This window comes from Endozoicomonas sp. OPT23 (genome assembly GCF_009653635.1).
Taxonomy (GTDB): domain Bacteria; phylum Pseudomonadota; class Gammaproteobacteria; order Pseudomonadales; family Endozoicomonadaceae; genus Endozoicomonas_A.
Genome location: NZ_PPFD01000006.1, coordinates 294,976 through 318,829, shown reverse-complemented (window position 1 = coordinate 318,829; position 23,854 = coordinate 294,976). Strand labels below are relative to the sequence as shown.

Below are 23,854 nucleotides of genomic sequence, written 5' to 3'. Positions count from 1 at the left end.
GCTCATATCGAAGAGAGGGTTCTGAGTTGAATATTACAATCACGGAAGCTGCACAGGAGTACCTGGCAACACTGCTGGAGAAGCAGAATGTAGAAGGGATTGGTGTTCGTCTGTTTGTAACACAGCCTGGCACGCCTTATGCGGAGACTTGTCTGGCCTACTGTAAGCCGGGTGAAGAGAAGGAAGGCGACATTGTGATGGAGCTGATCCACTTCAATTGCCATGTTGAAGGTAAGAGTGAAGCTTTTCTCGAAGACGCTATGGTTGATTATTCCAGCGACAAGCTGGGTGGGCAGCTGACGATTAAGGCTCCCAATGCCAAACTGCCTCAGGTAAGTGATGACAGTCCGCTGGATGAAAAGATCAGCTACTATCTGCAGACTGAAATCAATCCAGGTCTGGCTTCCCACGGTGGTGTGGTGTCTCTGGTAGAAATTGATGAAGGTGTTGCTGTTCTGCAATTCGGCGGTGGTTGTCAGGGTTGCAGTGCTGTTGATATGACATTGAAAGACGGTGTTGAGAAAACACTGTGCGAGCGTATCCCTGAGCTGAAGGGCGTTCGTGATGTCACAGACCACAGTGTGACCGAGAACGCTTACTTCAAGTAAGGGTTACTGATTCAAGTGCCGACTCTATTGTCGGCATTTTTATGTTTCAAATTAACTTAATAGATATTATCCAATCATAATTGTTTCTAGAATCTATTTTCAGTCTTTCCTGAATAACTAAGAACAGCAATAATGATGGGCTGATAGAGTTATCAGCCTGCTTATTTTGTAGTCCTTCTTGCAGTTCTTCTCGATGCTCTACTGAAAGGGCTGATATTGAATTTTGTTAATAAACCAGTCCTTGATGCCGGAAGGGGTGTTAACACTGACTTCATCGTCAACCTGTTTGCCAAGTACGGCTCTGGCCATAGGTGAGTCTATGGTGATATGACCTTTACTGGTGTCTATTTCATCAGTGCCGACAATGCGACAGACCAATATCTCACCTTCTTCATTTTCCAGTTCCAGCCAGGCGCCAAAGTAGGCTTTACCTTCCTGCTCTGGAGAGTATTCAACGACTTTAACCGCTTCCAGTCGTTTTCTAAGAAAGCGTACTCTGCGGTCAATGGCTCTCAGTTCTCGCTTGCCTTCCTTGTATTCAGCATTCTCGCTGCGGTCACCAAGGGCTGCGGCTTCGGAGACAGCCTGAGTCACCTGCGGTCGCTTGATTCGCCAGAGATAGTCCAGTTCTTCCTGCAGGGCTTCTTTGCCTGCTGCGGTAATCAGGTTGGTTTTCATGGTCAATAGCTTGCGAACTTATGTAATAAGTGATGATAATAATTATTCGGCCTGCGTCTGTCAGTTTAAATCAGCCGCAGTAACTTTTATAAGCGACTTTTATGGTGTGACTTTTAAAAAGTCATTACTAAGAAGTCGCTATACGCATCGGGTTGTAGCGTATTTTTACCTAATTGCCCATGATGCCAGTATGACTAACGGCCAAAATCGTGTATTGTTTCCCGCCTTTTCTACCCCGGTAACAGCGGAATTATTTCCAGACAAGGGACTCGTGAAACGATACAAGCAAGCCATACTGTCTAACTACTTCGTCACTCATATTATCTCCCCATGCGGCACTGAGCATCACCATCTGGTTGAAGCCAACTTGGATATTGAGTCACGAGCCGATCGTACTCTGTGTACCGAAGTCATACACGGAGCCTACGAGTATGAAGTATTAACCAATGCTTTGCTTGTCGACGCCTGTCCGATCTGCTCTGCCATTCTGGATCGTCGTATCAGTAATATGCCGAAGGATCGAAAGCTTCACTCTATGGTAGAGGAAAGTGAGCAGGAAGTGCCTGAATCACAGATGGCCCTGATGCTTCCGGAAATATCTTCGGATGAGTCTGAGTTGCTGGATGAAAGCGGTCAGATTGACCTGTTTGGTTAAAGGAAGGAAATAAAAAAGGCGTAACCCGAAAGCTACGCCTTGTTGAGACTCATTGGAAACTGATTAGCTCACTCTGGCTGGCAGAACATCTTTCAACTTGGTTCTCATATCACGCAGCGTCTTTTCAGTAGTTTCCCAATCGATGCAGGCATCGGTAATGGATACGCCGTATTTCAGATCGTTCAGATCGGCAGGCACTTTTTGTGCACCCCAGCCAATATTACTTTCGACCATCAGGCCAACAATGGATTTGTTGCCTTCCAGAATCTGGTTGCTGACATTCTCAAGAACCAGTGGTTGTAAAGAAGGGTCTTTATTGGAGTTAGCGTGTGAGCAGTCAATCATAATGTTCGGCTTGATGCCTGCTGCCTCCAATTCCTGTTCGCAGATACGAACGCTGACCGAGTCATAGTTAGGCTTGCCGTTACCACCACGCAGTACTGCATGGCCGTAAGGGTTGCCCTTGGTACGTGTCACAGCAACCTGACCGTTACTATCAATACCCAGGAAACGGTGTGGCTTTGAGACCGAGTTGAGTGCATTAATCACTACTTCCAGTCCACCGTCAGTACCGTTTTTGAAACCTACCGCAGAAGAAAGGCCGGAGGCCATTTCACGGTGAGTCTGGGATTCTGTGGTACGGGCACCGATGGCAGACCAGGCCACAAGATCCTGCAGGTACTGAGGAGAAATTGGGTCCAGAGCTTCAGTAGAAGAAGAAATGCCCAGTTCGGCAACGTCCATCAGCAGACGACGGCCGATGTGCAGACCTTCTTCAATCTTGAACGAGTCGTTCAGATGCGGGTCGTTAATCAGACCTTTCCAGCCAACGGTGGTTCTTGGCTTCTCAAAATAGACCCGCATAACCAGATAGAGGGTGTCGCTTAGCTCGTCAGCCAGTTTCTTTAGACGACGGGCATAATCCATTGCGGCATCGACATCATGAATAGAGCATGGGCCTACAACGACAAACAGTCGGTGATCCTTGCCATCCAGAATATTGCGAATAACCTCGCGGCCTTCAGACACAGTCTGGGCAGCGGCTTTGCTCAATGGGATTTCCTGCTTCAGTCTCTCAGGAGTAACCAGTACGTCCTGGGATTCAATGTTCAGGTTTTCTATTGGTAATACGGCCATTTTTTGGACTCTTTATCGCAATCTCAATCTAATATTCTCCCTGGCGGGGCTTGCCGTGGCTTTTAAATAGGAGCTACGGCCGCCGTAATTGCTAACCTTGTGGGTTGCAGCTGTTCACGACGTTTCACACTCTAATCAAGGCTGCCTGTGCCTGCAACCTCCGAAAGGGGTATCTGTATATTTACTCTATTTTTTCTGTACTGCTTTCCTCTTCCGATACCTGTGAGAGGAGAGCAGATGTATTCACGTCAGGTAACGAATGCCCAGAAACAGCAGAATAGCTGCCAGAACCATCCTCATAATATTCTCAGGCAAGTGTCGGCCTATTTTAGTTCCCAGATAAATAGCAGGAAGTGAGCCTATCATCAGGGAGCCAAGCAGGCTGAAATCAACATTGCCAAGCCAGATATGTCCTATACCCGCCACTAATGTTAGAGGAACAGCGTGAGCCAGTTCTGTGCCGACCACTCTTACTGAAGTCAGTGCCGGGTATATGAGTAGCAATACAGCTGTGCCTAGTGCGCCAGCACCTACGGATGACAAAGTTACCAGAGTTCCGAGCACCGCTCCCATGGCAATGGTAAATATCGACAACTGTTTTGAAGGGCCTGCCGGGCGCACTTTATGTTTCTGCAGCTTCTTCAGCTTGTTACTGAATAGCAGTACCAGTGCCGTTAAAGTCAGCATAAAACCAAGGCAGCTGGTTAAGATCGGGCTATAATGATCGCTCTCGGTAAACAGATACTTCAAAAGAAATATCGTCGCAACGGTAGCGGGTATGCTGCCGATGCAGAGCAGTCGAACCAGAGGCCAGTCGACGCTTTTTTGCCGGTGATGGATGACGACGCCACTGACCTTGGTCAGTGCTGCGTACATGAGATCGGTTCCGATAGCCACGTAGGCAGGGAATCCGAAAAGTAACAGCAGCGGCGTCATCAGAGATCCGCCTCCGATACCGGTCAGGCCGACGGCAAAACCCACGCCGGCACCCGCAAATATGTAGAGCAATGTGTCCATGAATTATGGTCTAAAGTTATAAGTAGCTCAGGCGATGTTTGAAATCATGATAAAAACCAGATGATTTGCTGGTAACTGTAGCGACCGGCTTGTATTCTTGGAAGTAATTAAATGGCATTCTCTTATGCCACTTAGAACTAAGAATGCTCATATTTCTCTACCTCACGCTACGGGTAATAAAGAAGTTAGCTTGACCGGAGGCCATCAATGAAGCTGCAACAGCTGCGCTATATCTGGGAGGTCGCACACCATGACCTCAACGTTTCAGCCACAGCGCAGAGTCTTTATACTTCCCAGCCTGGCATCAGTAAGCAGATTCGACTGCTTGAAGATGAGCTGGGTGTAGAAGTCTTTGCCCGAAGCGGTAAACACCTTACCCGCATAACACCTGCCGGTGAAAAAATTATAGAAACGGCCGGTGAAATTCTCCGTAAGGTTGAAAGCATTAAGCAGGTTGCCCAGGAGTTCAGTGATGAACGCAAAGGCAGTCTTTCTATTGCGACGACACATACTCAGGCTCGCTATGCGTTGCCGAATATCATCGACAATTTTATCAGCCAGTACCCGGATGTATCGCTCCATATGCATCAGGGGACGCCTATTCAGATTGCTGAAATGGCGGCTGACGGAACCGTTGATTTCGCCATCGCTACGGAAGCTCTGGAACTTTTCAACGATCTGGTGATGATGCCTTGCTATCGTTGGAACCGTTGTATCCTGGTGCCGAAAGATCACCCTCTGGCGCAAGTTTCTGAACTGACTCTGCAGCATGTTGCTCGTTTCCCTCTGGTGACATACGTATTCGGTTTTACGGGTCGTTCAAAACTGGATGAAGCCTTTATGAACGAAGGTCTTTCACCCAGAGTTGTGTTCACTGCAACCGACGCTGACGTGATTAAGACTTATGTCAGGCTTAACCTTGGGGTCGGTATCATCGCCAAAATGGCTTATGACCCTGATACTGATTCTGACTTAGTCGCTTTGAATGCGGATCATCTGTTTGAACCAAGCGTAACGAAAATTGGTTTCCGCAGGGGTACATTCATCCGTGGCTTTATGTATGACTTTATTCAACAGTTTGCGCCACACCTGACTAAGGACGTGGTTCAGGACGCGATTTCCCGCCATAACAAGCTGGAAGTGGATGAGCTCTTTTCCGGAGTGCAGCTGCCAGATCGTTGATCGTCTGCCTTTTTGAATAGTGTTTTTGTGCTTTTTAGAGTTTTCTGTCAGTAGCGATATTCAGCTTTTTCCGTCACCACCAGATCGAGGTGACGGAAAATGGCTGTGTTCAGAAGAACCTGGGATAAAATACAGTTATCTTCTCAGGCGGGTAGAGCGTTGAATACTTCTTTCACCAGCTTAAAGTAAATAGTAAATATTCTTGTCTCTTGGCCTTCTTCCTCAACGATAAAAAACGGCGCTTTATCAGCATTGTAAAAGTCAGCCAGTAGTGAGCCTTCACTAGTAGGATCGCTTTCTTTGGCAACAACTACCTTATCGATAAACTGCATCTGACCGGCTTTATCCAGTCTCTCCTGAACTTCCCGGCATTTCTTGCATGGGCTGCCATCCGCCAGTTCTTTTTTAACCATAGTAATGCGCATGGTGTTTCCCCTTATGTTGATTGTTTTTCTGTTGGAAAAAATTCTAGCAGTTTGAGTCAGTTGCGGTCAGTGCAAATTGCTCCAGTCCACGCATCAGGTTTTTAACCTTGGTGATGGATTCCTGATATTCCTGATGACAGTCTGAGTCGGCAACAATAGCACCGCCACCCCAGCAGTGCAGGGTATTGTCGTTGGCGACAATGGTTCTGATGGTAATACTGGTATCCATATTGCCATTGCAGCTTATATAGCCAATGGAGCCACAATAAACACTGCGGGCAGAGGCTTCCAGTTCACGAATGATTTCCATCGAGCGAATTTTCGGAGCACCTGTTACCGACCCCCCTGGAAATGCGCTTTCCATCAGTTCCAGTAAGCTATGATCATCAGCCAGTTCACCTGTCACTGTGCTGACCATATGATGGACGTTGGCGTAACTCTCAAGTCCAAACAGTCTTGGTACTTCTATAGAGCCGGTTTTGCAAACCCTGCCCAGGTCATTACGAAGCAGATCAACAATCATCAGGTTTTCTGCCTGATCCTTTTGACTGCTGAGCAGTTCTTCAGCCAGAGATTGGTCTTCTTCCGGCGTTACACCTCGCGGTCGAGTGCCCTTGATAGGGTGTGTTTCTACCTTCCTGTCAGCAACTTTTATAAACCGTTCCGGTGAATGACTGAGAATCGTAATATCAGGATGATTAATGAAGGCCGAGTAGGGCGCGGGACTGACTGTGCGCAAATGCTTGTAGGCAGACCAGCTTGATCCAGAATATTTTGCGGTGAACTCCTGGGTGAGATTTACCTCATAGGTGTCTCCGGCAAGAATATAATCCTGTACGCGATCAAAAACTTCACTGTATTCATCTTCATTGATAGATGTAGTGAAAGGTGATGTCAGCTGGAAATGTTCAGCTTCAACAGTACGGGTAATATCGAGTTTTTTCAGTATTTCCTGTTGCTGATCAGCACTGATATCAGGATGAAAAACCACACAGCTTCTTTTCTCCTGATGATCACTGATTAATGCCCAGTGATAAAGGCCCACCCCCATTAATGGGAGCTCTTGCCCTCTTGCTTGAATGCGTGATGGCTCGAGCAGGCCGACCAGTTCATATCCCCAGAAACCCAAAGCACCTCCAGTGAAAGGCAGGTCTTCATCGGAAACTGTTGTCATGGTATTCAGAAGCTGGTCAACCACAGAAAAAGGTGATGCCTGGTTAAATTCCTGAATGTGTCCATTTGAATGATTGTTAACAATTATGCGGCTGTTTTCGTATACAGAGACGTCTGCCCAGGGCTGGGCAGTGATGATATCGAAGCGGTTATGCTGTTCTTCGTTAAACGCAGCTGAGCTGCTGTCCAGAAAGCAGGCCCATGCATCATTTGCAAAGGGTTCGAAATAAAGGCTGGAATCAGCCTGATAGTCCAGTTCAACGATGAAGAGGGCTGACGATGAGGGCATAAATGGCTCCGACTACTACTGTGCGCAATTCTACCTATAGAGCCTTGGCAGTGCTATCCGAAGCAGAGATTTAACTGCAGGTAACTGGTTTAACTTTCTGCTCTTTTCCGATTTTCCAAAGCAGGTGTCAGGTGCTTCTACTAAAGTTTAAGTCAGGATTGTTAACAATATGTTGAGTAAGACTTACTCATTAGTGTATAAAGTGTCTCGAAAGATAGAAACTGTAGACAATGTTTGAGTGGGACTGAACTGTGTCAATAATGAAAATCGGTACACAAGCTCAGGAAGTGGCAGACATATTGATCAGGGATATCACTTCCGGTGATTTACCTGAAGGAAGTCGTGTATCTGAACCTGAGCTGTCTCGCCGCTACGGTATTGGTCGTGGCCCTCTGCGTGAAGCTATTCTCAGGCTGGAAGGTATGGGGTTGGTAGTCAGGGCACCCCATGTAGGCGCCAGAGTTGTTACCCTGAGTCAAAGTGAACTGGTTGAAATTTTCGCTGTTCGAGAAGCACTGGAAGGAATGGCAGCTCGACTCGCCGCAAAAAACATGTCCGACCACGAGTTGCAGGAGCTCGAGGCACTTTTGGATTCCCACGCTACCTATATAAAAGAAAATAAAGGTCAGGTCTATTTTGACCAGCAGGGTGATTACGACTTTCACTATCGAATCATTAAAGGCTCTCATAACCAGCGGTTGGTCCGTTCACTCTGTGATGAGCTCTATCATCTGATTCAGATGTATCGAAAATCGTCTGAAAGCAGTAAGCGACCTGAACAGGCGCTGTTTGAACATCAAATGATTCTGAAAGCACTCAAGGATAGAGATGCTGATCTTGCCGAGATGCTGATGCGTCGACATATCGGCAAGGCACGACGGGAAATCGAACAGTTTATTGAAGCTTCGTCAGCGTAATGCTGGCGGAGCCACTAACGTACACACTATATAAAAGAACAACAAAAGAGGACGTGATATGAGTGATAAAGACAATGCTCTCAATCGCCTGATTGCCAAAGAAGGAATCGTAACAGCACCGGGCGTTTATGACGGCATCTCGGCTCGTCTGGGTGAAGAAGCCGGTTTCTCTGCTCTGTACGGCAGTGGTGGAGCAATTGCCCGTTCTACCGGTGTGCCGGATATCGGCCTGCTGACTTTGACCGAAGTTGTTGATCGCTACCGTCAAATCTGTGATGCCACTTCTCTGCCGGTAATTGCTGACGCTGATACCGGTTTTGGTAATGAAGTGAACGTTAAGCGCACGGTTGAGCTATATAAAGGTGCAGGCGTTTGCGGTTTCCATATTGAAGATCAAGAATTCCCCAAGCGCTGCGGTCACCTGGATGGTAAGTCTCTGGTGTCACTGGAAGAAATGTGCAAGAAGGTCTCTGTCGCGGCTAAGTACGCTGGCAACATGACGGTGATTGCCCGTACTGATGCTATTGCAGTAACCGGTTTTGACGATGCAATTGAACGTGCAAAGGCGTATGTTGAAGCAGGCGCCGATATGCTGTTTGTAGAAGCACCTCAGACTATCGAGCAGATTGAAGAAATTGCCCGACAAGCGCCGGGTCCAAAGCTGATTAATATGTTCTACAGCGGTAAGACTCCACTGGTACCGACGGAAGATCTGAAGGCCATGGGGTATCAGCTGATTATCATTCCATCCGACCTTCAGCGTGCAGCAGTGACAGCGATGCGTGAAGTGCTGGGTGTTATCAAGCGTGATGGAAACAGTGGTGCTATTGCCGACGGCATGATGACATTTCAGGAGCGTGAAGCGCTGGTTAAAACACAGGAATTCCTGAACCCGTAATAAACGATGATCGTCGGTTATTAATCTGATTCAAACCCATAGTTTGTTTTCATAAAAGAATAAAACGGAGAACTATCATGGCTGAGAAAAAGCTGAGTGGCGCAGGCCTTCGTGGTCAATCTGCAGGCGAAACTGCATTGTGCACTGTAGGTCAAACCGGTTCTGGTTTGACCTATCGTGGTTACGATATCAAAGAGCTGGCGGCTAACGCTGAGTTTGAAGAAGTGGCTCATCTGTTGTTATACGGAAAACTGCCAAATCAATCTGAACTGACTGCTTACAAAACTCGTCTGAAAGGCATGCGTGCACTTCCAGCTGCCTTGAAAACAGTTCTGGAGCAGATTCCGGCTACTGCACATCCTATGGATGTTATGCGTACCGGTTGTTCCATGTTGGGTAATCTGGAAACTGAAGGTGATTTCTCAGAGCAACTGGATCACATTGACCGCATGCTGGCCATCTTCCCTGGCATCATCAACTACTGGTATAACTTCAGCCACAACGGTGTTCGTGTTGAAACCGAAACCGGAGCTGACTCTATTGCCGAACAGTTCCTGTGGACCCTGCATAACAAAAAGCCTGAACCACTGCACGTTAAAGTAATGCATGCGTCTCTCGTTCTGTACGCCGAGCACGAGTTCAATGCATCAACTTTCACTGGTCGTGTATGTGCTTCTACCCTGTCTGACATCCACAGTTGTGTTACCGGCGCTATCGGTTCCCTGCGTGGACCTCTGCACGGTGGCGCTAACGAAGCCGCTATGGACATGATTCAGCAGTGGCAGAGTGCCGATGAAGCGGAAGAAGCGATCATGGGTATGCTGGCTCGCAAGGACAAGATCATGGGCTTCGGTCACGCGATCTACCGTGAGTCCGATCCACGTAACGCCATCATCAAGGAATGGTCGCAGAAGCTGGCCAAGCAGGTAGGCGACACACACCTGTATGCGGTTTCCGAGCGTGTTGAAGCCGTTATGTGGCGCGAGAAGAAACTGTTCTGTAACGCTGACTTCTTCCATGCGTCTGCTTACAACTTTATGGACATTCCTACCAAGCTGTTTACACCGATCTTTGTATGTTCCCGTGTATCCGGCTGGACTGCTCACGTCATGGAGCAGCGTGCCAACAACCGTATCATCCGTCCTTCTGCGGATTACACCGGTCCTGAAACCGCTGAGTGGGTTGCTATTGAAGATCGTGCGTAAGCTCGATTGAAATAGTTGTTCACTGGGCTGGTCACTTTTTTAAACGTTCTTTAAGCATTCTTTTAAACGTTTTTTAAGCAAGAGTGACTGGCCCAGTCAGCGAAGAAAATAATAATAAAATAATCAGATCACTCGATCTGATTCAAACAATCATGAAGTTGATGGATTGCGAAGTCATGAATACTGCATACCGCAAAACTCTACCGGGCACTCAACTGGATTATTTCGACACCCGCGCAGCAGTCGAAGCAATCCAGCCCGGATCTTATGAAAAACTGCCTTACACCTCACGTGTACTGGCTGAACAGCTGGTTCGTCGCTGTGAGCCTGAAGCGCTGACTGATTCCTTGAAACAGATTATTGAACGCAAGCGGGACCTGGATTTTCCCTGGTATCCGGCTCGTGTTGTTTGTCACGACATTCTCGGCCAAACCGCACTGGTTGATCTGGCCGGTCTTCGTGATGCCATCGCTGATGAAGGTGGTGACCCTTCCAAGGTTAACCCGGTTGTGCCAACCCAGTTGATTGTTGACCACTCTCTGGCTGTGGAACACGGTGGTTTTGATGCTGAAGCCTTTGATAAAAACCGTGCCATTGAAGACCGTCGTAACGAAGACCGTTTTCACTTTATCGAGTGGACCAAAACCGCTTTTGAAAACATCGATGTCATTCCTGCCGGTAACGGCATCATGCACCAGATCAACCTGGAGAAAATGTCTCCGGTGATTCAGGCTCGTGACGGCGTTGCTTATCCTGATACCTGTGTTGGTACTGACAGTCACACACCGCACGTTGATGCACTGGGTGTTATTGCAATCGGTGTTGGTGGCCTGGAAGCGGAAACCGTTATGCTCGGTCGTCCTTCCATGATGCGTCTGCCGAACATTATTGGTGTAGAACTGACGGGCAAGCGTCAGCCTGGTATTACAGCCACCGATATCGTACTGGCTATTACTGAATTCCTGCGTAATGAACGTGTTGTTTCTTCCTATCTGGAATTCTTTGGTGAAGGTGCAGCCAATCTGACCATCGGTGACCGTGCCACTATTTCCAATATGACACCAGAATTCGGTGCTTCTGCCGGTATGTTTTATATCGACGAACAGACCATTGATTATCTGAAGCTGACCGGCCGTGAGCCTGAGCAGGTAACTCTGGTTGAACAGTACGCCAGGGAAACCGGTCTCTGGGCTGACAATTTAAAGGCCGCTGAATACGAACGTGTTCTGACATTTGATCTGTCCTCTGTATGCCGCAACATGGCAGGTCCATCAAACCCACATCGTCGTTTGCCTACAGCTGACCTGGCTGAGCGCGGTATTGCGGTTGATCTGGACAAGGCACAAGCCGAAGAAGCAGAAGGCAAAATGCCGGATGGCGCAGTTATTATCGCTGCCATCACTTCCTGCACTAATACCAGTAACCCTCGTAACGTGGTTGCTGCCGGTCTTGTTGCCCGTAAGGCTAACGAGCTGGGTTTACTTCGCAAGCCATGGGTGAAATCTTCTTTTGCGCCAGGCTCCAAAGTAGCCAAGCTCTATCTTGAAGAATCCGGTTTGCTGCCAGAGCTGGAAAAAATGGGCTTTGGTATTGTCGGTTATGCCTGCACCACCTGTAACGGTATGAGTGGCGCACTGGATCCTGAGATTCAGAAAGAAGTCACTGAACGTGATCTTTATACTACGGCGGTATTGTCCGGTAACCGTAATTTTGACGGACGAATTCATCCGTTCGCCAAGCAGGCATTCCTTGCTTCACCGCCGTTGGTTGTAGCCTATGCTATTGCCGGTACCATGCGTTTTGATATTGAAAAAGACATACTGGGTACAGATAAAGACGGCAATGCAGTAACACTGAAAGACATCTGGCCCAGCGATGAAGAGATTGATGCTATCGTTGCTGACAGTGTTAAGCCTGAGCAGTTTAACGAAGTCTACATTCCGATGTTTGATCTCGGTCAACGAGTGGAAGCTGAAAGTCCACTGTACGACTGGCGCGCACAAAGTACTTATATTCGTCGACCTCCTTACTGGGAAGGTGCGCTGGCCGGTGAACGTACCATGAAAGGTATGCGTCCTCTGGCAGTACTGGGTGACAATATCACTACTGATCACCTGTCGCCCTCCAATGCCATTATGATGGACAGTGCTGCGGGTGCTTATCTGCACAAAATGGGTGTTCCGGAAGTTGATTTCAACTCCTATGCCACCCACCGTGGTGATCACCTGACCGCACAGCGTGCAACCTTTGCTAACCCTAAGCTGTTGAATGAAATGGTTCAGGAAAACGGTGAAGTAGTGCAGGGCTCTCTGGCTCGTGTTGAGCCGGAAGGCAAGGTAACCCGTATGTGGGAAGCTATCGAAACCTATATGGAACGAAAGCAGCCGCTTATTATCATCGCCGGTGCTGACTATGGTCAGGGTTCTTCCCGTGACTGGGCAGCCAAAGGTGTGCGACTGGCGGGTGTTGAAGTGATTGTTGCTGAAGGCTTCGAACGCATTCACAGAACCAACCTGGTGGGTATGGGTGTATTGCCGCTGGAATTTAAAGCGGGCACCACCCGTAAGACCCTGGAGCTGGACGGTACTGAAACCTACGATGTTTTGGGCGAATGGACTCCGGGTGCGACTCTGGCGCTGTTGGTTCATCGTCAGAACGGTGAAACTGTTGAAGTGCCTGTGACCTGTCGTCTGGATACCGCTGAAGAAGTGTCTGTTTACGAAGCTGGTGGTGTACTGCAGCGTTTTGCGAAAGACTTTCTTGAATCAAACTCTTGAGTCAAACCGCTAAAGGTAGGTTGGGCTGAATGTAATAAAGCCCAACACTTGTTTTTCAGCCTTGTTGGGTTACGAGCTTTGCTCTAACCCAACCTACATTCCACAATCAAAACGAATTAAGGAAGGTTGTAGCCATGGCTCATGCTCCACAAATTAAAATACCAGCGACCTATATGCGTGGTGGCACCAGTAAAGGTATGTTTTTCAGCCTGACTGATCTGCCGGAAGCTGCGCAGGTAGCGGGTAAAGTTCGAGATGATTTGCTGCTGAGGATTATTGGCAGTCCTGATCCGTACGGTAAGCAAACCGATGGTATGGGCGGAGCAACCTCAAGTACCAGTAAAACCGTGATTCTTTCCAAATCCGAACAGCCTGATCACGATGTCGATTATCTGTTTGGCCAGGTAGCCATTGATCGTCCCTTTGTAGACTGGAGCGGTAACTGCGGAAACCTGACGGCTGCAGTGGGTGCTTTTGCTATCAGTAAAGGTCTGGTTGATCAAAGCCGTATTCCGGAGAATGGGCTCTGTACTGTTCGTATCTGGCAGGCTAATATCAAAAAAACCATCGTTGCTCATATTCCCATAACCCATGGTGAAGTTCAGGAAACCGGCGATTTTGAGCTGGACGGTGTGACTTTTCCGGCGGCGGAAGTTGAAGTCGAGTTTATGGATCCGTCTGACGGTGAAGGCTCCATGTTTCCTACCGGAAACCTTGTTGATGATCTGGAAGTGCCGGGAGTTGGCACTCTGAATGCCAGCATGATCAATGCCGGTATTCCTACCATTTTCCTGAACGCTGAAGAGATCGGTTATACCGGTGCTGAGTTGCAGGAAGCCATTAATGGTGATGCGGAAGCACTGACGAAGTTTGAAACCATTCGTGCCTATGGTGCTGTGAAGATGGGATTGATTCAGGATATTTCTGAGGCAGCAGCCCGTCAGCATACGCCGAAAGTCGCTTTTGTTGCCAGGCCAAAGGACTATGTTTCTTCCAGCGGTAAAGAGGTTCAGTCAGCGGATATTGATCTGCTGGTTCGTGCCTTGTCTATGGGAAAGCTGCATCATGCCATGATGGGAACCGCCGCGGTTGCTATCGGTACGGCTGCAGCGATTCCGGGAACATTGGTTAATCTGGCTGCTGGAGGAGGTTCACGTTCGGCAGTTACCTTTGGCCATCCTTCAGGCACTCTGAAAGTGGGTGCTGAAGCCAAGCTGGTGGACGGTGACTGGGCGGCGACTAAAGCCATTATGTCCCGCAGTGCCCGTGTGCTGATGGAAGGCTGGGTGAGAATTCCCGGTGATGCACTGAATCAGTAGTTATTTCTCGCAAGTGGTTAAAAGTAACGCCTTTTAACCACTCTTCTTAGATGATTTTTAAACAGTTTCTTATTATTAGTCCCTTATCTCAGCCGATATAGCCCTCAGGTTTCCCTTCTTTATGAGTCCTGATCATGAGGTTATATCTACTCCTGCTTCTGTCTTCTTGTCTGATGCATTCTCTCAGTTCCTGGGCTGTAAGTAGTGATCAATTCTGTGTAAAGAATGATCTCTATAAAGTGTTCAGTTCGCTGGTCAGCAACACGAGTATCGGGATCACTATAGAAAAAAATGGCAAGGTTGTTTTTCCTGACAGCGGCTCACCCTATGATCTCGGCTGGGGGAAAAGCTGGTGCAGAGACAGTATCGAAGGCGAGAGCCTTATTATTCATGAAGCTCAGTACTGGAGCAGTTGGAAAAGTCGCCAGAAATTAAATGCCGCTTTTTTGGGAGGTATAGAAGTCAGGCTTGAGCAGGCAGGTCGCAATGATACCAATTTCGGCATTAATCTTGTTTCCAGGCCAGAGGATATCAGCCAAATACCGAATTCTGCCTCTTGGATGACCGATCTGCTGGCTGATTCGGATCTATCACTGAATCAGATTTGTATCCCCGGCAGCCATGATAGCGGGACTTACGCTATTTCGACTTATTCAGGGTTAGATCCTGAAATGGATGAAGCGCTGAAGGGTATTTTTGACATAGCCGGTAACGCTCTTGCACTTCCGATAAAGGATATTGTTAAGGCCTGGTCGATCACTCAAACATTGAATACCTATAACCAGCTGAAATCCGGCATTCGTTATCTCGATATCAGGGCCCGAATGGTGAATGGAACGCTATATACAGCCCACGGTCTTCTTGGTGCGACCATTGCTGATATGCTGGATGAGATTCGAAGATTTCTGGATGAACACCCAAAAGAGGTTGTTATATTTGATATTCAGGAATTGCTTGGCATGTCTCAGCAAGACATCGATCAACTCTACACTCTACTGAATAAGTACTTTGCAGGGCAAATAGCCCCCTCCAATATGACATCTTCGACTCCAATCAGTGACTTTCAGGAGAAGGGGGTGCAGCTGATCGTTGTCTCCAACGCCTGGCCTAATGGTTACAGCAACTGGCAGAGGGGGCAAAATCTGAGCAGTCCCTGGTTTGATCAGAATGAGCCTTATCCTTTATTACAGAAGCTTGCACAGGGTATTCGTTATCGCAGTAATGACCGGTTCTATGTTTCTCAGGTGGTGCTTACATCCAGAGACTCGGATATGAAGCTGATGGTGCTGGGTACGTCACCTGCCAATCTGTGGGAGCTTGATAATACCCTTCGTTATCGTTCCGGCTTTGCTCAGTATCTTCATAATGCGGCCCGTGCTTCAGGGCAGCTGTCCAATATTATGCTGCAGGATTTTCCGGAATCGGGTGATCTCTATAACAATTGCATGCAGGAGAATATCAGGAGGCTGGAGCAATGAGACATTTACTGACGGTTTTTCTTATTCTGTTCTTCAGTCGTGTTGTTGCAGCCCCTGTTCCTCAGGCGTTGTCTGAGCGATTTGATCAGCTATTGAGTGAAACTGAAGATGGATACACTCGGGAAAAGCTTTCAGATGCCAGAGCAGATGTTCTGCTGGCGTTAAATGCCTGGTGTAGCAGGCAGGATGAATGTCAGCCAGAACTGATCAGTATCACTGATCTTGAATCTCTGACCAGTATTCTGCTTTCTGCACGGGGTGATGAAATCAGACTGAATGCACTGATCATCACTGAACTTGCCGCTATTCAGGATGATCGACGTTATTTGCTATTGCAAAGTCATCAGTCCGAGCTGGTAAAGGATTTTAAGCGTTACTGCGAACTGAATATTACCTGTTATATCGATAGCCTGACTGATGAACAAGTACGCCGATTTTTAAAAGTATGGACACCCTCAGAAAAGGACGCAGAGGCTCAGGTTGTTGATTCTGAAAGTGCCCATGACTCATTGCCTCCCGAATTACCACAACCATACTGGGAATGCTCTGCATTCGAGAATAACAAAGACAACAGTATTCGCTATGGCTGGCTTTACTGGCGGGATGTGCGTGTCTTTCTGAATCCGGAAGTCGCAAGAAGAGAGCAGGGACCGTTGGTGTTCTACTGGCATGGTTCCAATGAAACCTGGGAGCAGATCTATCGTGTGCTCGGTAGTTCAGTGATGCAGCAGATTATGGATGAAGGTGGCATTATTGTGGCTCCCCATGCGGGAGCACCAGAAGCTTTGCCATGGTATGTCATGAATCCTGCGACTGCCATGTTGGAGAATGACTTCTATCTTGCTGATCAGTTAGTGGCCTGTTCCGAGCAGCTCTATGATATCAATGAACGACGAATTTACAGTATGGGTTTCAGCGCCGGAGGGATTATGAGTACCGCGATGGGACGTTATCGTTCTAATTATATCGCCTCCATAGCCAGCTATTCCGGTGGTCAGCTGCCCTGGTACGCAGTCACTTTCAGTCAGCAACCGGCAAATTATTACAACGCCTTTATCACCTATGGAACGCCGGGCAAAGATATTGTGCCGAAGGTAGAGTTTGCTGCAACCAGTGAAAGCTTTATTAATTATCTGGAGTGGCGGGGCTTTCATCGAGTCAAGGTTTGTCAGGAAAAGCGCGGTCACAGTATGCCTTATAGTACGATGCAGAAAGGCTGGGACTGGATTAAAAACACCCGCTTCAGAGAGCTCTACCCCAGTGATGTAGAGAACTTTCAGGAAGCGGATGTTCGTTATAATGGCGTCGGTTGCTGAGTGACCATTTAAACAGCCTGGAGCTATTTCAGTCGCCGCTTAAGGTCAGTCAAAGACATTACTCTGGTGGCGATCTCTTCGATGGATGAATCCGTTGTACTCAGATACTTAACATTTTCCCTTCTATAAAGCTGCTCAATAGTCTGAATTTCATACTGGCATTGCTGACTGGATGAGTACCTCGAATTAGGTCGCCGCTCATGACGAATACCGGCCAGGCGACTGGCGTTAATGGTCAGACCAAACAGTTTGTCCCGGAAAGGCTTTAATGGTGCAGGCAGTGTCAGGCGGCCTTCAAAATCTTCTTCTGTGATCGGATAGTTAGCTGCAAAAATACCAAACTGAAGTCCTAGGTAAATACAGGTCGGTGTTTTGCCTGAGCGTGAAGCCCCAAGTAGAATGATGTCAGCCTTATCATAGTAACGGGTTCTGGCACCATCATCATTATCCAGAGCAAACTGAACCGCTTCAATACGGCGATGATAGCTGTGGCTATGAGTCGTTGAGCGCTTCTTGCCGGGCTTATACAGAGGGTGCTCGCCCAATTGTTGCTCAAGTCCTGGCAGAAAAGTCTGAAACAGGTCGACGATGTAGGCGCCACTGCCATGAAGCGCTTCACTCACCTCATCAATCAGCACGGTCATAAATACAATGGGTTGTATTTGTTCAAGTTTGTGAGTGTTATGAATTTGCCCAATGATCTCTGCTGTTTTCTCTGCAGAATCGATATAAGGACAGGTAACGTGTTGAAATTCATAGCCTTCAAACTGAGCCAGCAGGCTCTGGCCAAATGATTCGGCAGTGATGCCGGTTCCGTCTGAAACAAAAAAAACAGTTCTTTGCACTTTTTCTCTCTTTGGGTGTATCATTTTCGCACAAAATCTAACATATTAATTCCGCTGAATCACGGACCTAATAAATTGAATGTATGCCGGTTTGACTCCGGTAAGTCATTTTTGCGCATTGAAGAATGGCTGGAAGCACCGAAAATTATACGGGGACTGCTGCTTTGAACAGTTTTGTTATTGGCCTGGAACATCTGGGCTCAGGAGATGTAGAGAAGGTTGGAGGCAAGAATGCCTCTTTGGGTGAAATGATCAGTGGTCTGTCTCAGGCTGGCGTTAAGGTGCCAGGTGGTTTTGCGACCACAGCAGAAGCGTACCGTGACTTTCTTGCCGGTAATGGCTTGTATGAAAGAATTCACCAGTTACTCGATGGTCTTAATATCGATGATATACGGGCACTGACGACAGCGGGTGCCCAGATTCGCCGCTGGATCATGAGTGAGCCTCTGCGCCCTGAATTCGAACAGGCTATCATCGACGGCTATCGTCGCATGAGTGGCGGCAATGATGAGTTGCCCGTGGCTGTTCGTTCATCAGCTACTGCTGAAGACCTTCCTGATGCATCTTTTGCTGGCCAGCAGGAAACCTTTCTGAATATCCGTGGCGTCAGTAATGTACTGCATGCGGTTCGTGAAGTATTTGCCTCCCTGTTTAATGATCGTGCCATTGCTTACCGTGTTCACCAAGGTTTTGACCATCGTAATGTTTCCCTTTCGGCCGGGATTCAACGCATGGTGCGCAGTGAAACCGGCTCTTCCGGTGTCATGTTTACCCTCGATACCGAAAGCGGTTTTGACAATGCCGTATTTATTACCTCGTCCTACGGCCTCGGTGAAACGGTTGTTCAGGGTGCAGTAAACCCTGATGAATTTTACGTTTACAAGCCTGCGATAAAAGAGAGGCGTCCGGGCATTCTGAGGAGAAATCTCGGCAGTAAAGCCATCAAGATGGTATACGGCCGTACAGGTGTAACCGGTAACTCAGTTCAAACTGTGGATGTTGATCTGGCGGCCCGTGGTCAGTTTTCCATTACAGATGAAGATGTAACTGAGCTTTGTCGTCAGGCGCTGGCTATTGAAGCGCATTATGGTTGCCCGATGGATATTGAGTGGGCCAAAGACGGTGATGACCAACAGATTTATATTGTTCAGGCGAGACCGGAAACTGTTCAGAGTCGGACCTGTAATCGCTCTCTTGAGCGTTACACCTTGAAAGAGCAGGGTGAGCTTTTGATTGAAGGTCGCAGTATCGGTCAGAAAATCGGCCAGGGTAAGGTTCGCGTTATTCATGACCTCGATGAAATGGATCATCTGGAAGACGGCGATGTGCTGGTAACTGATATGACCGATCCGGACTGGGAGCCGGTCATGAAACGCGCTGCTGCTATCGTTACCAACCGTGGTGGGCGTACCTGCCATGCGGCGATTATAGCCCGTGAGTTGGGCATTCCGGCAGTGGTGGGTTGTGGCAATGCAACCCGATTGTTGAAGGAAGGTCAGGATGTAACGGTTTCCTGTGCTGAAGGAGATACCGGCTTTATCTATAAAGGCCTGCTCAACTTTGAACACAGTGTTCGTAACCTTGATGAAATGCCGGACCTGCCTTTCAAACTGATGATGAATGTTGGTAACCCTGATCGTGCTTTCAGTTTTTCACGCTTGCCTAATAGTGGTGTTGGTTTGGCGCGACTGGAATTTATCATCAACAAGATGATAGGCGTGCATCCAAAGGCATTGCTTGGTTTTGATAAGCTGCCTGCCGATGTCAAACGACTGGTTTCTGAACGTATGTCGGGCTACAGCGATCCGGTTGATTTCTACGTTGAAAAACTGGTGGAAGGTGTTTCTACTATTGCGGCTGCTTTTGCGCCAGAGAAGGTTATTGTTCGTCTGTCTGATTTTAAGTCCAACGAATATCATAACCTTGTCGGCGGTAGCCTGTTTGAGCCTACTGAAGAAAACCCGATGCTGGGCTTCCGTGGTGCGTCCCGCTACATCTCTGATGATTTTCAGGCCTGCTTTGAGCTTGAATGTCGAGCCATGAAGAAAGTACGGGATGAAATGGGGCTGACCAATGTCGAGTTGATGGTGCCTTTTGTTCGTACGCCGGATGAAGCGCGTCAGGTTATTGAGATCATGGCGAAATTTGGTCTCAAGAGAGGGGAGAATGGGCTTCGTATTATCATGATGTGCGAGTTACCTTCCAACGCGCTGATGGCGGATGAGTTTCTTCAGTACTTTGACGGTTTTTCCATTGGCTCTAATGATATGACTCAGCTGACACTGGGGTTGGATAGAGACTCCGGTTTGATTGCCCACTTGTTTGATGAGCGTAACCCAGCAATCAAGCAGTTGCTTTCCATGGCTATTCAGGCCTGTCGCAGGCAAAGTAAATATATTGGTATCTGTGGTCAGGGCCCCAGTGATCACCCGGACTTCGCCAAATGGTTGATGGACGAAGGCATTGAAACAGTGTCGCTTAATCCGGATTCTGTGCTGGAAACCTGGCTTTACCTCGCTGACAACTGATTTCCTTCCCATTATTGTTTATCAGTAGAGTCTGCTATTTGCAGGCTCTGCTTTCTCTGCTTCTTATTAACTATATAGCTTCTGTTTATCTCCGGTATTCATGCCACTGACGTTCGCTTTACTGCGCATGTCGGTACACTCTTGATTGACCTCTGTTATACCCATCGCCTTTCAAGATGCTACGTTGTTGTCTGCTCTCGTTCACCCCAGTCACCTACTGTTCGTAGGCTCCTGAGGTTCACTCGGTTGACGCCTAGTAGCATCTTGAAATCCAATGGGTATATAAGAAAAACAATCGAGAAGAGCTGTGAGACAATTATGACATTTACGACCCCTGATCTCTGCGATGAAAATCCCGGTAAAGTCTCAGTTCTTGAGTCGGGTTTTAAAAATTTTGGTGGCATTAATGAATTCTACGGTGAAGTAGTTACTCTTAAATGTTTTGAAGACAACTCTCTGGTGAGAGAGAATGTTGGTCGAAACGGTCGTGGTAAGGTGCTGGTGGTTGATGCAGGTGGTTCAAAACGGCGGGCAATGCTTGGCGATATGCTGGCAGAGAAAGCAATAGAGAATGGCTGGGCAGGCATTATTATTTACGGTTGTATTCGTGATGTTGATATTATTGCTGGCCTACAACTGGGAGTTCAGGCTTTGGGTTCACATCCGATGAAAACCGATAAAAAAGGTGTGGGTGAAGAGGGGCTGGAGGTGAGCTTTCATGGTGTGTCTATAAAGCCTGGTCAATTTATCTATGCGGATAATAATGGGATTGCTGTTTCTGAGCATTGCCTGATTCATGTTCAGGGATGAATCGTATATTTAATGAATTCATTTCTCCAAAGATTTTGAAAGAGGGAGTTGGCTTCCGGTTTCCAGCTGTTATCGCCGACGAGTGAGTCCCAGAGCATCGGAAACCGACCTATGCAGTCGTCACAGGAAATGTCCTCATACCAGAGGTCGAAGCCCGCGGGGGTGAGATATTTCTTGTCAAGCGAGGATTCTTGATGATGGCTCAGAGAGTTCATTAAATAAAGCAGTGTTTCGTGTGAGGGATTATTGCTGGCTATCAGGTCATCGTTGCCTAGAAGTTCCGAGGAGTAGAAGTGAAACAGAATCGGATTATGTGCTGTTATCAGTGGTAGATAGCCGCCGGAATCTTTTGCGGTGATATCAAGATCCATATAGATCATCCAGTGATTGTTTGCATCAGTATTCTGCTTGGGCACCCCGGGTAGCGAAGAGATTCCCTTTGTTATCAGTGCAATTCTGGCTAAGTCAGACGCTGCGGCAAAGCGGCTGCGAGAAAATACCGGAATATCATCAAAAAACATGCGGTCCAGCAGCTTCTGTATAGGTAGAGCGCTCCCCTGTATGTCATTCAATTGAGCGTCTGCTATGTCCAGAACGCTTATATTGTCTCGACTCTCGCTGAGGACGGTGTAGGCCAATAATTCCTGTTTACTGATCAGTCGATAGTCAACCCAAAGGATAATGGACAGATCTTTGTACAGATCTGCCCAGTTTTGGATATTGATCGCGTACTGTGTTGGGAGGTCAGGCCCAAACCATATGAAATTAAGTACTTCTGCAGTGTGTGGGCTTTTTTGATAGCTGTATGCCCTATGTGTTTGAGGAATTTCTTCCAGATTGGTTGGCTTTGTTGAAGGGTGTTCTTATGAAAGAAGCTCCATTCTGGCATTGAAGGTCGATGAATCATCGGCAATTCCGAGCATTTTGGTATGAAGGTGCCTCATTGCAGATATTATTTCATTCGGTGACAGTGATTGTAAGAATGTATCTCTTTTATCTGTGAACAAATAGTAACTGAGCAGTCCGGCTGCAATGACTTGAGTCTGATATTCAGAGTGTTCTGTCGTCTTGATTTCTCTAATAGTTTCTGTCCCCAGTGCCAAAGCTGTTCGCGTTTTTGTTTCGATGAGTTGCTACCGGCAAATAATACTCTCCAAAATAAGGAGCCTTGTTTTTCTGTGGCTGAATAGAGTGCAGTAGTATTCAGATTTTCATAAGCTTCGATCATTGCGCTGTAAGATAAAAAGCCCGTAGCAGTGGCCATGCTGTTGCATCTTTCTACGCTGACCATTTCCGGTGAACAAAGGCTGAACTGCCACTCATAAGCCATTGACTGCGAGGGTATGTTCGCGAGCAGGCAGAAGAGGAATATTGGGTAAAGATGTTTAGTTGATATCATCTTGTATTAAAAGATCTCGGTATTGCCTACTGTCAATATTGCCGCCGGTAGCAATAATGCTGACAGACTGATTTATAAAGTACTGGGGATATTGTATTAAAGTGGCAATCCCGATAGCTCCGCTTGGTTCCAGTACCAGCTTTAATTCCCTGAACGACAGTTGAATAGCTTCTCTGATGAAAACCTCCTTAACTGCCAGGCATTGACTATTGCTGTTCCTCAAGATGTCAAAATTGTTTACACCAGGTGTTACTGCCTGCAATGCGTCGCATATGGAAGGAGTTTGACCGTTGTCTCGTTCGTGCTGCTGATTAACCAGTGATTTTTTTAAACCAGCATAATGTTCTGGCTCAGCAGTGGTCAGTAGCGGTTTTTGACTGCAATCTTCTATAGCTAGTTTTGCGCCTGCAGCCAGGCTGCCACCACCCACAGGACAAACAAGACTGTCCAGAGTAATATTCTTTTCCTGTGCCTGTTCCAGCAGCTCAAGTGTGACAGAAGCCTGTCCTTTAATGAGCTTCAGGTCATCAAATGGGTGAAGCAGTGTGTAATTATGCTGTCTGGCAAGGTCAATGGCCTGCTGGCTTGCGGCTTCTTCTCTGGAGGGTGAAAATTCATGGCAGAGAATAACTTCAGCGCCTTGTTGTCGCGCAGCCAGAATTTTTATTTCAGGTGCGTCGGCGGGCATCACTATATGTATATTAATGCCGAGCAGCCTCCCTGCTGTGGCCAGTCCCCGGGCAAAGTTTCCGGATGAGTAGGCGATAATACCGTGTTCTTTTTCACTGTCAGACAGCTGAAGAAGTCTGGACAGTGCTCCTCTGAATTTGAACGCTCCCGTCCGCTGTAAGTTCTCAGCCTTGATGAAAACGGAGCCATTAATCAAATTACTGAGTGTTTCACTGTAAAGCAAAGGTGTTCTTGCAATGTAAGGCTTTTGAAGCTCATACAGTAAGTAGAGTTCTTCCTGGTCGGGCGGGTGCATCTGAAAATCCAAACGTGGTATCGGATGTAAGATAGACGCAGTTTCAGGGAAAAGGTTCAGAAAGGCGGCGGGGCTGTGCAAGCCCCGCCTGTCAGGGCCTTTTGCTTTCGCTCAAGGCTGTCTGGGAGTCTTTAACCTACCGGGGGGATAGTTGAAGGCTCTCAGGTTTTCACTCAGGTTCTTTCTTAAGGTGTGCCGGTTGGTCGTGTGTAT

Annotated in this window: 20 protein-coding genes; 12 read left to right on the top strand and 8 right to left on the bottom strand. The window is 47.6% G+C overall.

What is annotated here, in order from left to right; genetic code table 11:
- Window positions 1–26: 26 nt before the first annotated feature.
- Complete coding sequence (nfuA, locus tag EOPP23_RS15355) at window positions 27–608, top strand: Fe-S biogenesis protein NfuA (protein WP_153766875.1); 582 nt, start codon at window positions 27–29, stop codon at window positions 606–608.
- 198 nt (window positions 609–806) lie between these two features.
- Here the strand turns inward: nfuA and greB are convergent, their stop codons facing one another.
- On the bottom strand, window positions 807–1,286 hold the full coding sequence (gene greB / locus EOPP23_RS15350; RefSeq protein ID WP_153766874.1) for a transcription elongation factor GreB: 480 nt from the start codon (window positions 1,284–1,286) through the stop codon (window positions 807–809).
- 190 nt (window positions 1,287–1,476) lie between these two features.
- Between greB and EOPP23_RS15345 the strand changes: the two genes are divergently transcribed.
- On the top strand, window positions 1,477–1,941 hold the full coding sequence (locus tag EOPP23_RS15345; RefSeq protein ID WP_153766873.1) for a hypothetical protein: 465 nt from the start codon (window positions 1,477–1,479) through the stop codon (window positions 1,939–1,941).
- A gap of 63 nt (window positions 1,942–2,004) precedes the next feature.
- On the opposite strand, the gene EOPP23_RS15340 is transcribed toward EOPP23_RS15345, so the two are convergent.
- Complete coding sequence (locus tag EOPP23_RS15340; RefSeq protein ID WP_153766872.1) at window positions 2,005–3,078, bottom strand: 3-deoxy-7-phosphoheptulonate synthase; 1,074 nt, start codon at window positions 3,076–3,078, stop codon at window positions 2,005–2,007.
- A 243-nt stretch (window positions 3,079–3,321) separates the two neighbouring features.
- Window positions 3,322–4,095 carry a sulfite exporter TauE/SafE family protein gene (locus tag EOPP23_RS15335; RefSeq protein ID WP_153766871.1) on the bottom strand — a complete coding sequence of 258 codons (774 nt, stop codon included), beginning with the start codon at window positions 4,093–4,095 and terminating at the stop codon, window positions 3,322–3,324.
- A 207-nt stretch (window positions 4,096–4,302) separates the two neighbouring features.
- On the opposite strand from EOPP23_RS15335, the gene cysB reads away from it, so the two are divergent.
- A complete protein-coding gene (gene cysB, locus EOPP23_RS15330; protein WP_153766870.1) occupies window positions 4,303–5,277 on the top strand; it encodes an HTH-type transcriptional regulator CysB in 975 nt (324 codons plus the stop codon).
- Window positions 5,278–5,420: 143 nt separating this feature from the next.
- Here the strand turns inward: cysB and EOPP23_RS15325 are convergent, their stop codons facing one another.
- Together EOPP23_RS15325 and pabB are read right to left on the bottom strand one after the other, a co-directional pair.
- Window positions 5,421–5,702 (bottom strand): hypothetical protein, encoded by a 282-nt coding sequence (locus tag EOPP23_RS15325; RefSeq protein ID WP_153766869.1) that lies wholly within the window; start codon window positions 5,700–5,702, stop codon window positions 5,421–5,423.
- 43 nt (window positions 5,703–5,745) lie between these two features.
- Window positions 5,746–7,164 carry an aminodeoxychorismate synthase component I gene (gene pabB, locus EOPP23_RS15320; protein ID WP_153766868.1) on the bottom strand — a complete coding sequence of 473 codons (1,419 nt, stop codon included), beginning with the start codon at window positions 7,162–7,164 and terminating at the stop codon, window positions 5,746–5,748.
- Window positions 7,165–7,424: 260 nt separating this feature from the next.
- Here pabB and EOPP23_RS15315 point away from each other — a divergent pair, with 260 nt between their 5' ends.
- From EOPP23_RS15315 to EOPP23_RS15285, 7 genes are all read left to right on the top strand, one after another.
- Window positions 7,425–8,081, top strand: coding sequence for a GntR family transcriptional regulator (locus EOPP23_RS15315; protein ID WP_153766867.1), 657 nt, complete (start codon window positions 7,425–7,427; stop codon window positions 8,079–8,081).
- A 58-nt stretch (window positions 8,082–8,139) separates the two neighbouring features.
- Complete coding sequence (locus EOPP23_RS15310; RefSeq protein ID WP_153766866.1) at window positions 8,140–8,979, top strand: oxaloacetate decarboxylase; 840 nt, start codon at window positions 8,140–8,142, stop codon at window positions 8,977–8,979.
- A 77-nt stretch (window positions 8,980–9,056) separates the two neighbouring features.
- Window positions 9,057–10,184, top strand: coding sequence for a 2-methylcitrate synthase (gene prpC / locus EOPP23_RS15305; protein ID WP_153766865.1), 1,128 nt, complete (start codon window positions 9,057–9,059; stop codon window positions 10,182–10,184).
- 176 nt (window positions 10,185–10,360) lie between these two features.
- Complete coding sequence (gene acnD, locus EOPP23_RS15300) at window positions 10,361–12,961, top strand: Fe/S-dependent 2-methylisocitrate dehydratase AcnD (protein WP_153766864.1); 2,601 nt, start codon at window positions 10,361–10,363, stop codon at window positions 12,959–12,961.
- Between the two features lie 134 nt (window positions 12,962–13,095).
- Window positions 13,096–14,280 carry a 2-methylaconitate cis-trans isomerase PrpF gene (prpF, locus tag EOPP23_RS15295; protein ID WP_153766863.1) on the top strand — a complete coding sequence of 395 codons (1,185 nt, stop codon included), beginning with the start codon at window positions 13,096–13,098 and terminating at the stop codon, window positions 14,278–14,280.
- A 239-nt stretch (window positions 14,281–14,519) separates the two neighbouring features.
- Window positions 14,520–15,758, top strand: coding sequence for a hypothetical protein (locus EOPP23_RS15290; protein WP_153766862.1), 1,239 nt, complete (start codon window positions 14,520–14,522; stop codon window positions 15,756–15,758).
- Window positions 15,755–17,074, top strand: a complete 1,320-nt coding sequence (locus tag EOPP23_RS15285) for a hypothetical protein (RefSeq protein ID WP_153766861.1) — start codon at window positions 15,755–15,757, stop codon at window positions 17,072–17,074. Before EOPP23_RS15290 ends, EOPP23_RS15285 begins: the two co-directional genes overlap by 4 nt.
- A 23-nt stretch (window positions 17,075–17,097) precedes the next feature.
- Here EOPP23_RS15285 and EOPP23_RS15280 read toward each other — a convergent pair whose 3' ends face one another.
- Window positions 17,098–17,919, bottom strand: coding sequence for a pyruvate, water dikinase regulatory protein (locus EOPP23_RS15280; RefSeq protein WP_370514780.1), 822 nt, complete (start codon window positions 17,917–17,919; stop codon window positions 17,098–17,100).
- Window positions 17,920–18,083: 164 nt separating this feature from the next.
- Between EOPP23_RS15280 and ppsA the strand changes: the two genes are divergently transcribed.
- Together ppsA and EOPP23_RS15270 are read left to right on the top strand one after the other, a co-directional pair.
- The gene (ppsA, locus tag EOPP23_RS15275) at window positions 18,084–20,447 is read left to right on the top strand and encodes a phosphoenolpyruvate synthase (protein WP_153767225.1); all 2,364 of its coding nucleotides are present in this window, start codon (window positions 18,084–18,086) and stop codon (window positions 20,445–20,447) included.
- Between the two features lie 318 nt (window positions 20,448–20,765).
- The gene (locus EOPP23_RS15270) at window positions 20,766–21,257 is read left to right on the top strand and encodes a putative 4-hydroxy-4-methyl-2-oxoglutarate aldolase (RefSeq protein ID WP_153766859.1); all 492 of its coding nucleotides are present in this window, start codon (window positions 20,766–20,768) and stop codon (window positions 21,255–21,257) included.
- Here EOPP23_RS15270 and EOPP23_RS15265 read toward each other — a convergent pair.
- Together EOPP23_RS15265 and EOPP23_RS15260 are read right to left on the bottom strand one after the other, a co-directional pair.
- Window positions 21,248–21,829: a hypothetical protein gene (locus tag EOPP23_RS15265; protein WP_153766858.1), complete on the bottom strand. Its 582-nt coding sequence runs from the start codon at window positions 21,827–21,829 to the stop codon at window positions 21,248–21,250. The genes EOPP23_RS15270 and EOPP23_RS15265 overlap by 10 nt on opposite strands.
- Window positions 21,830–22,642: 813 nt before the next feature.
- Window positions 22,643–23,641, bottom strand: a complete 999-nt coding sequence (locus EOPP23_RS15260; RefSeq protein ID WP_153766857.1) for a threonine/serine dehydratase — start codon at window positions 23,639–23,641, stop codon at window positions 22,643–22,645.
- Window positions 23,642–23,854 lie beyond the last annotated feature (213 nt).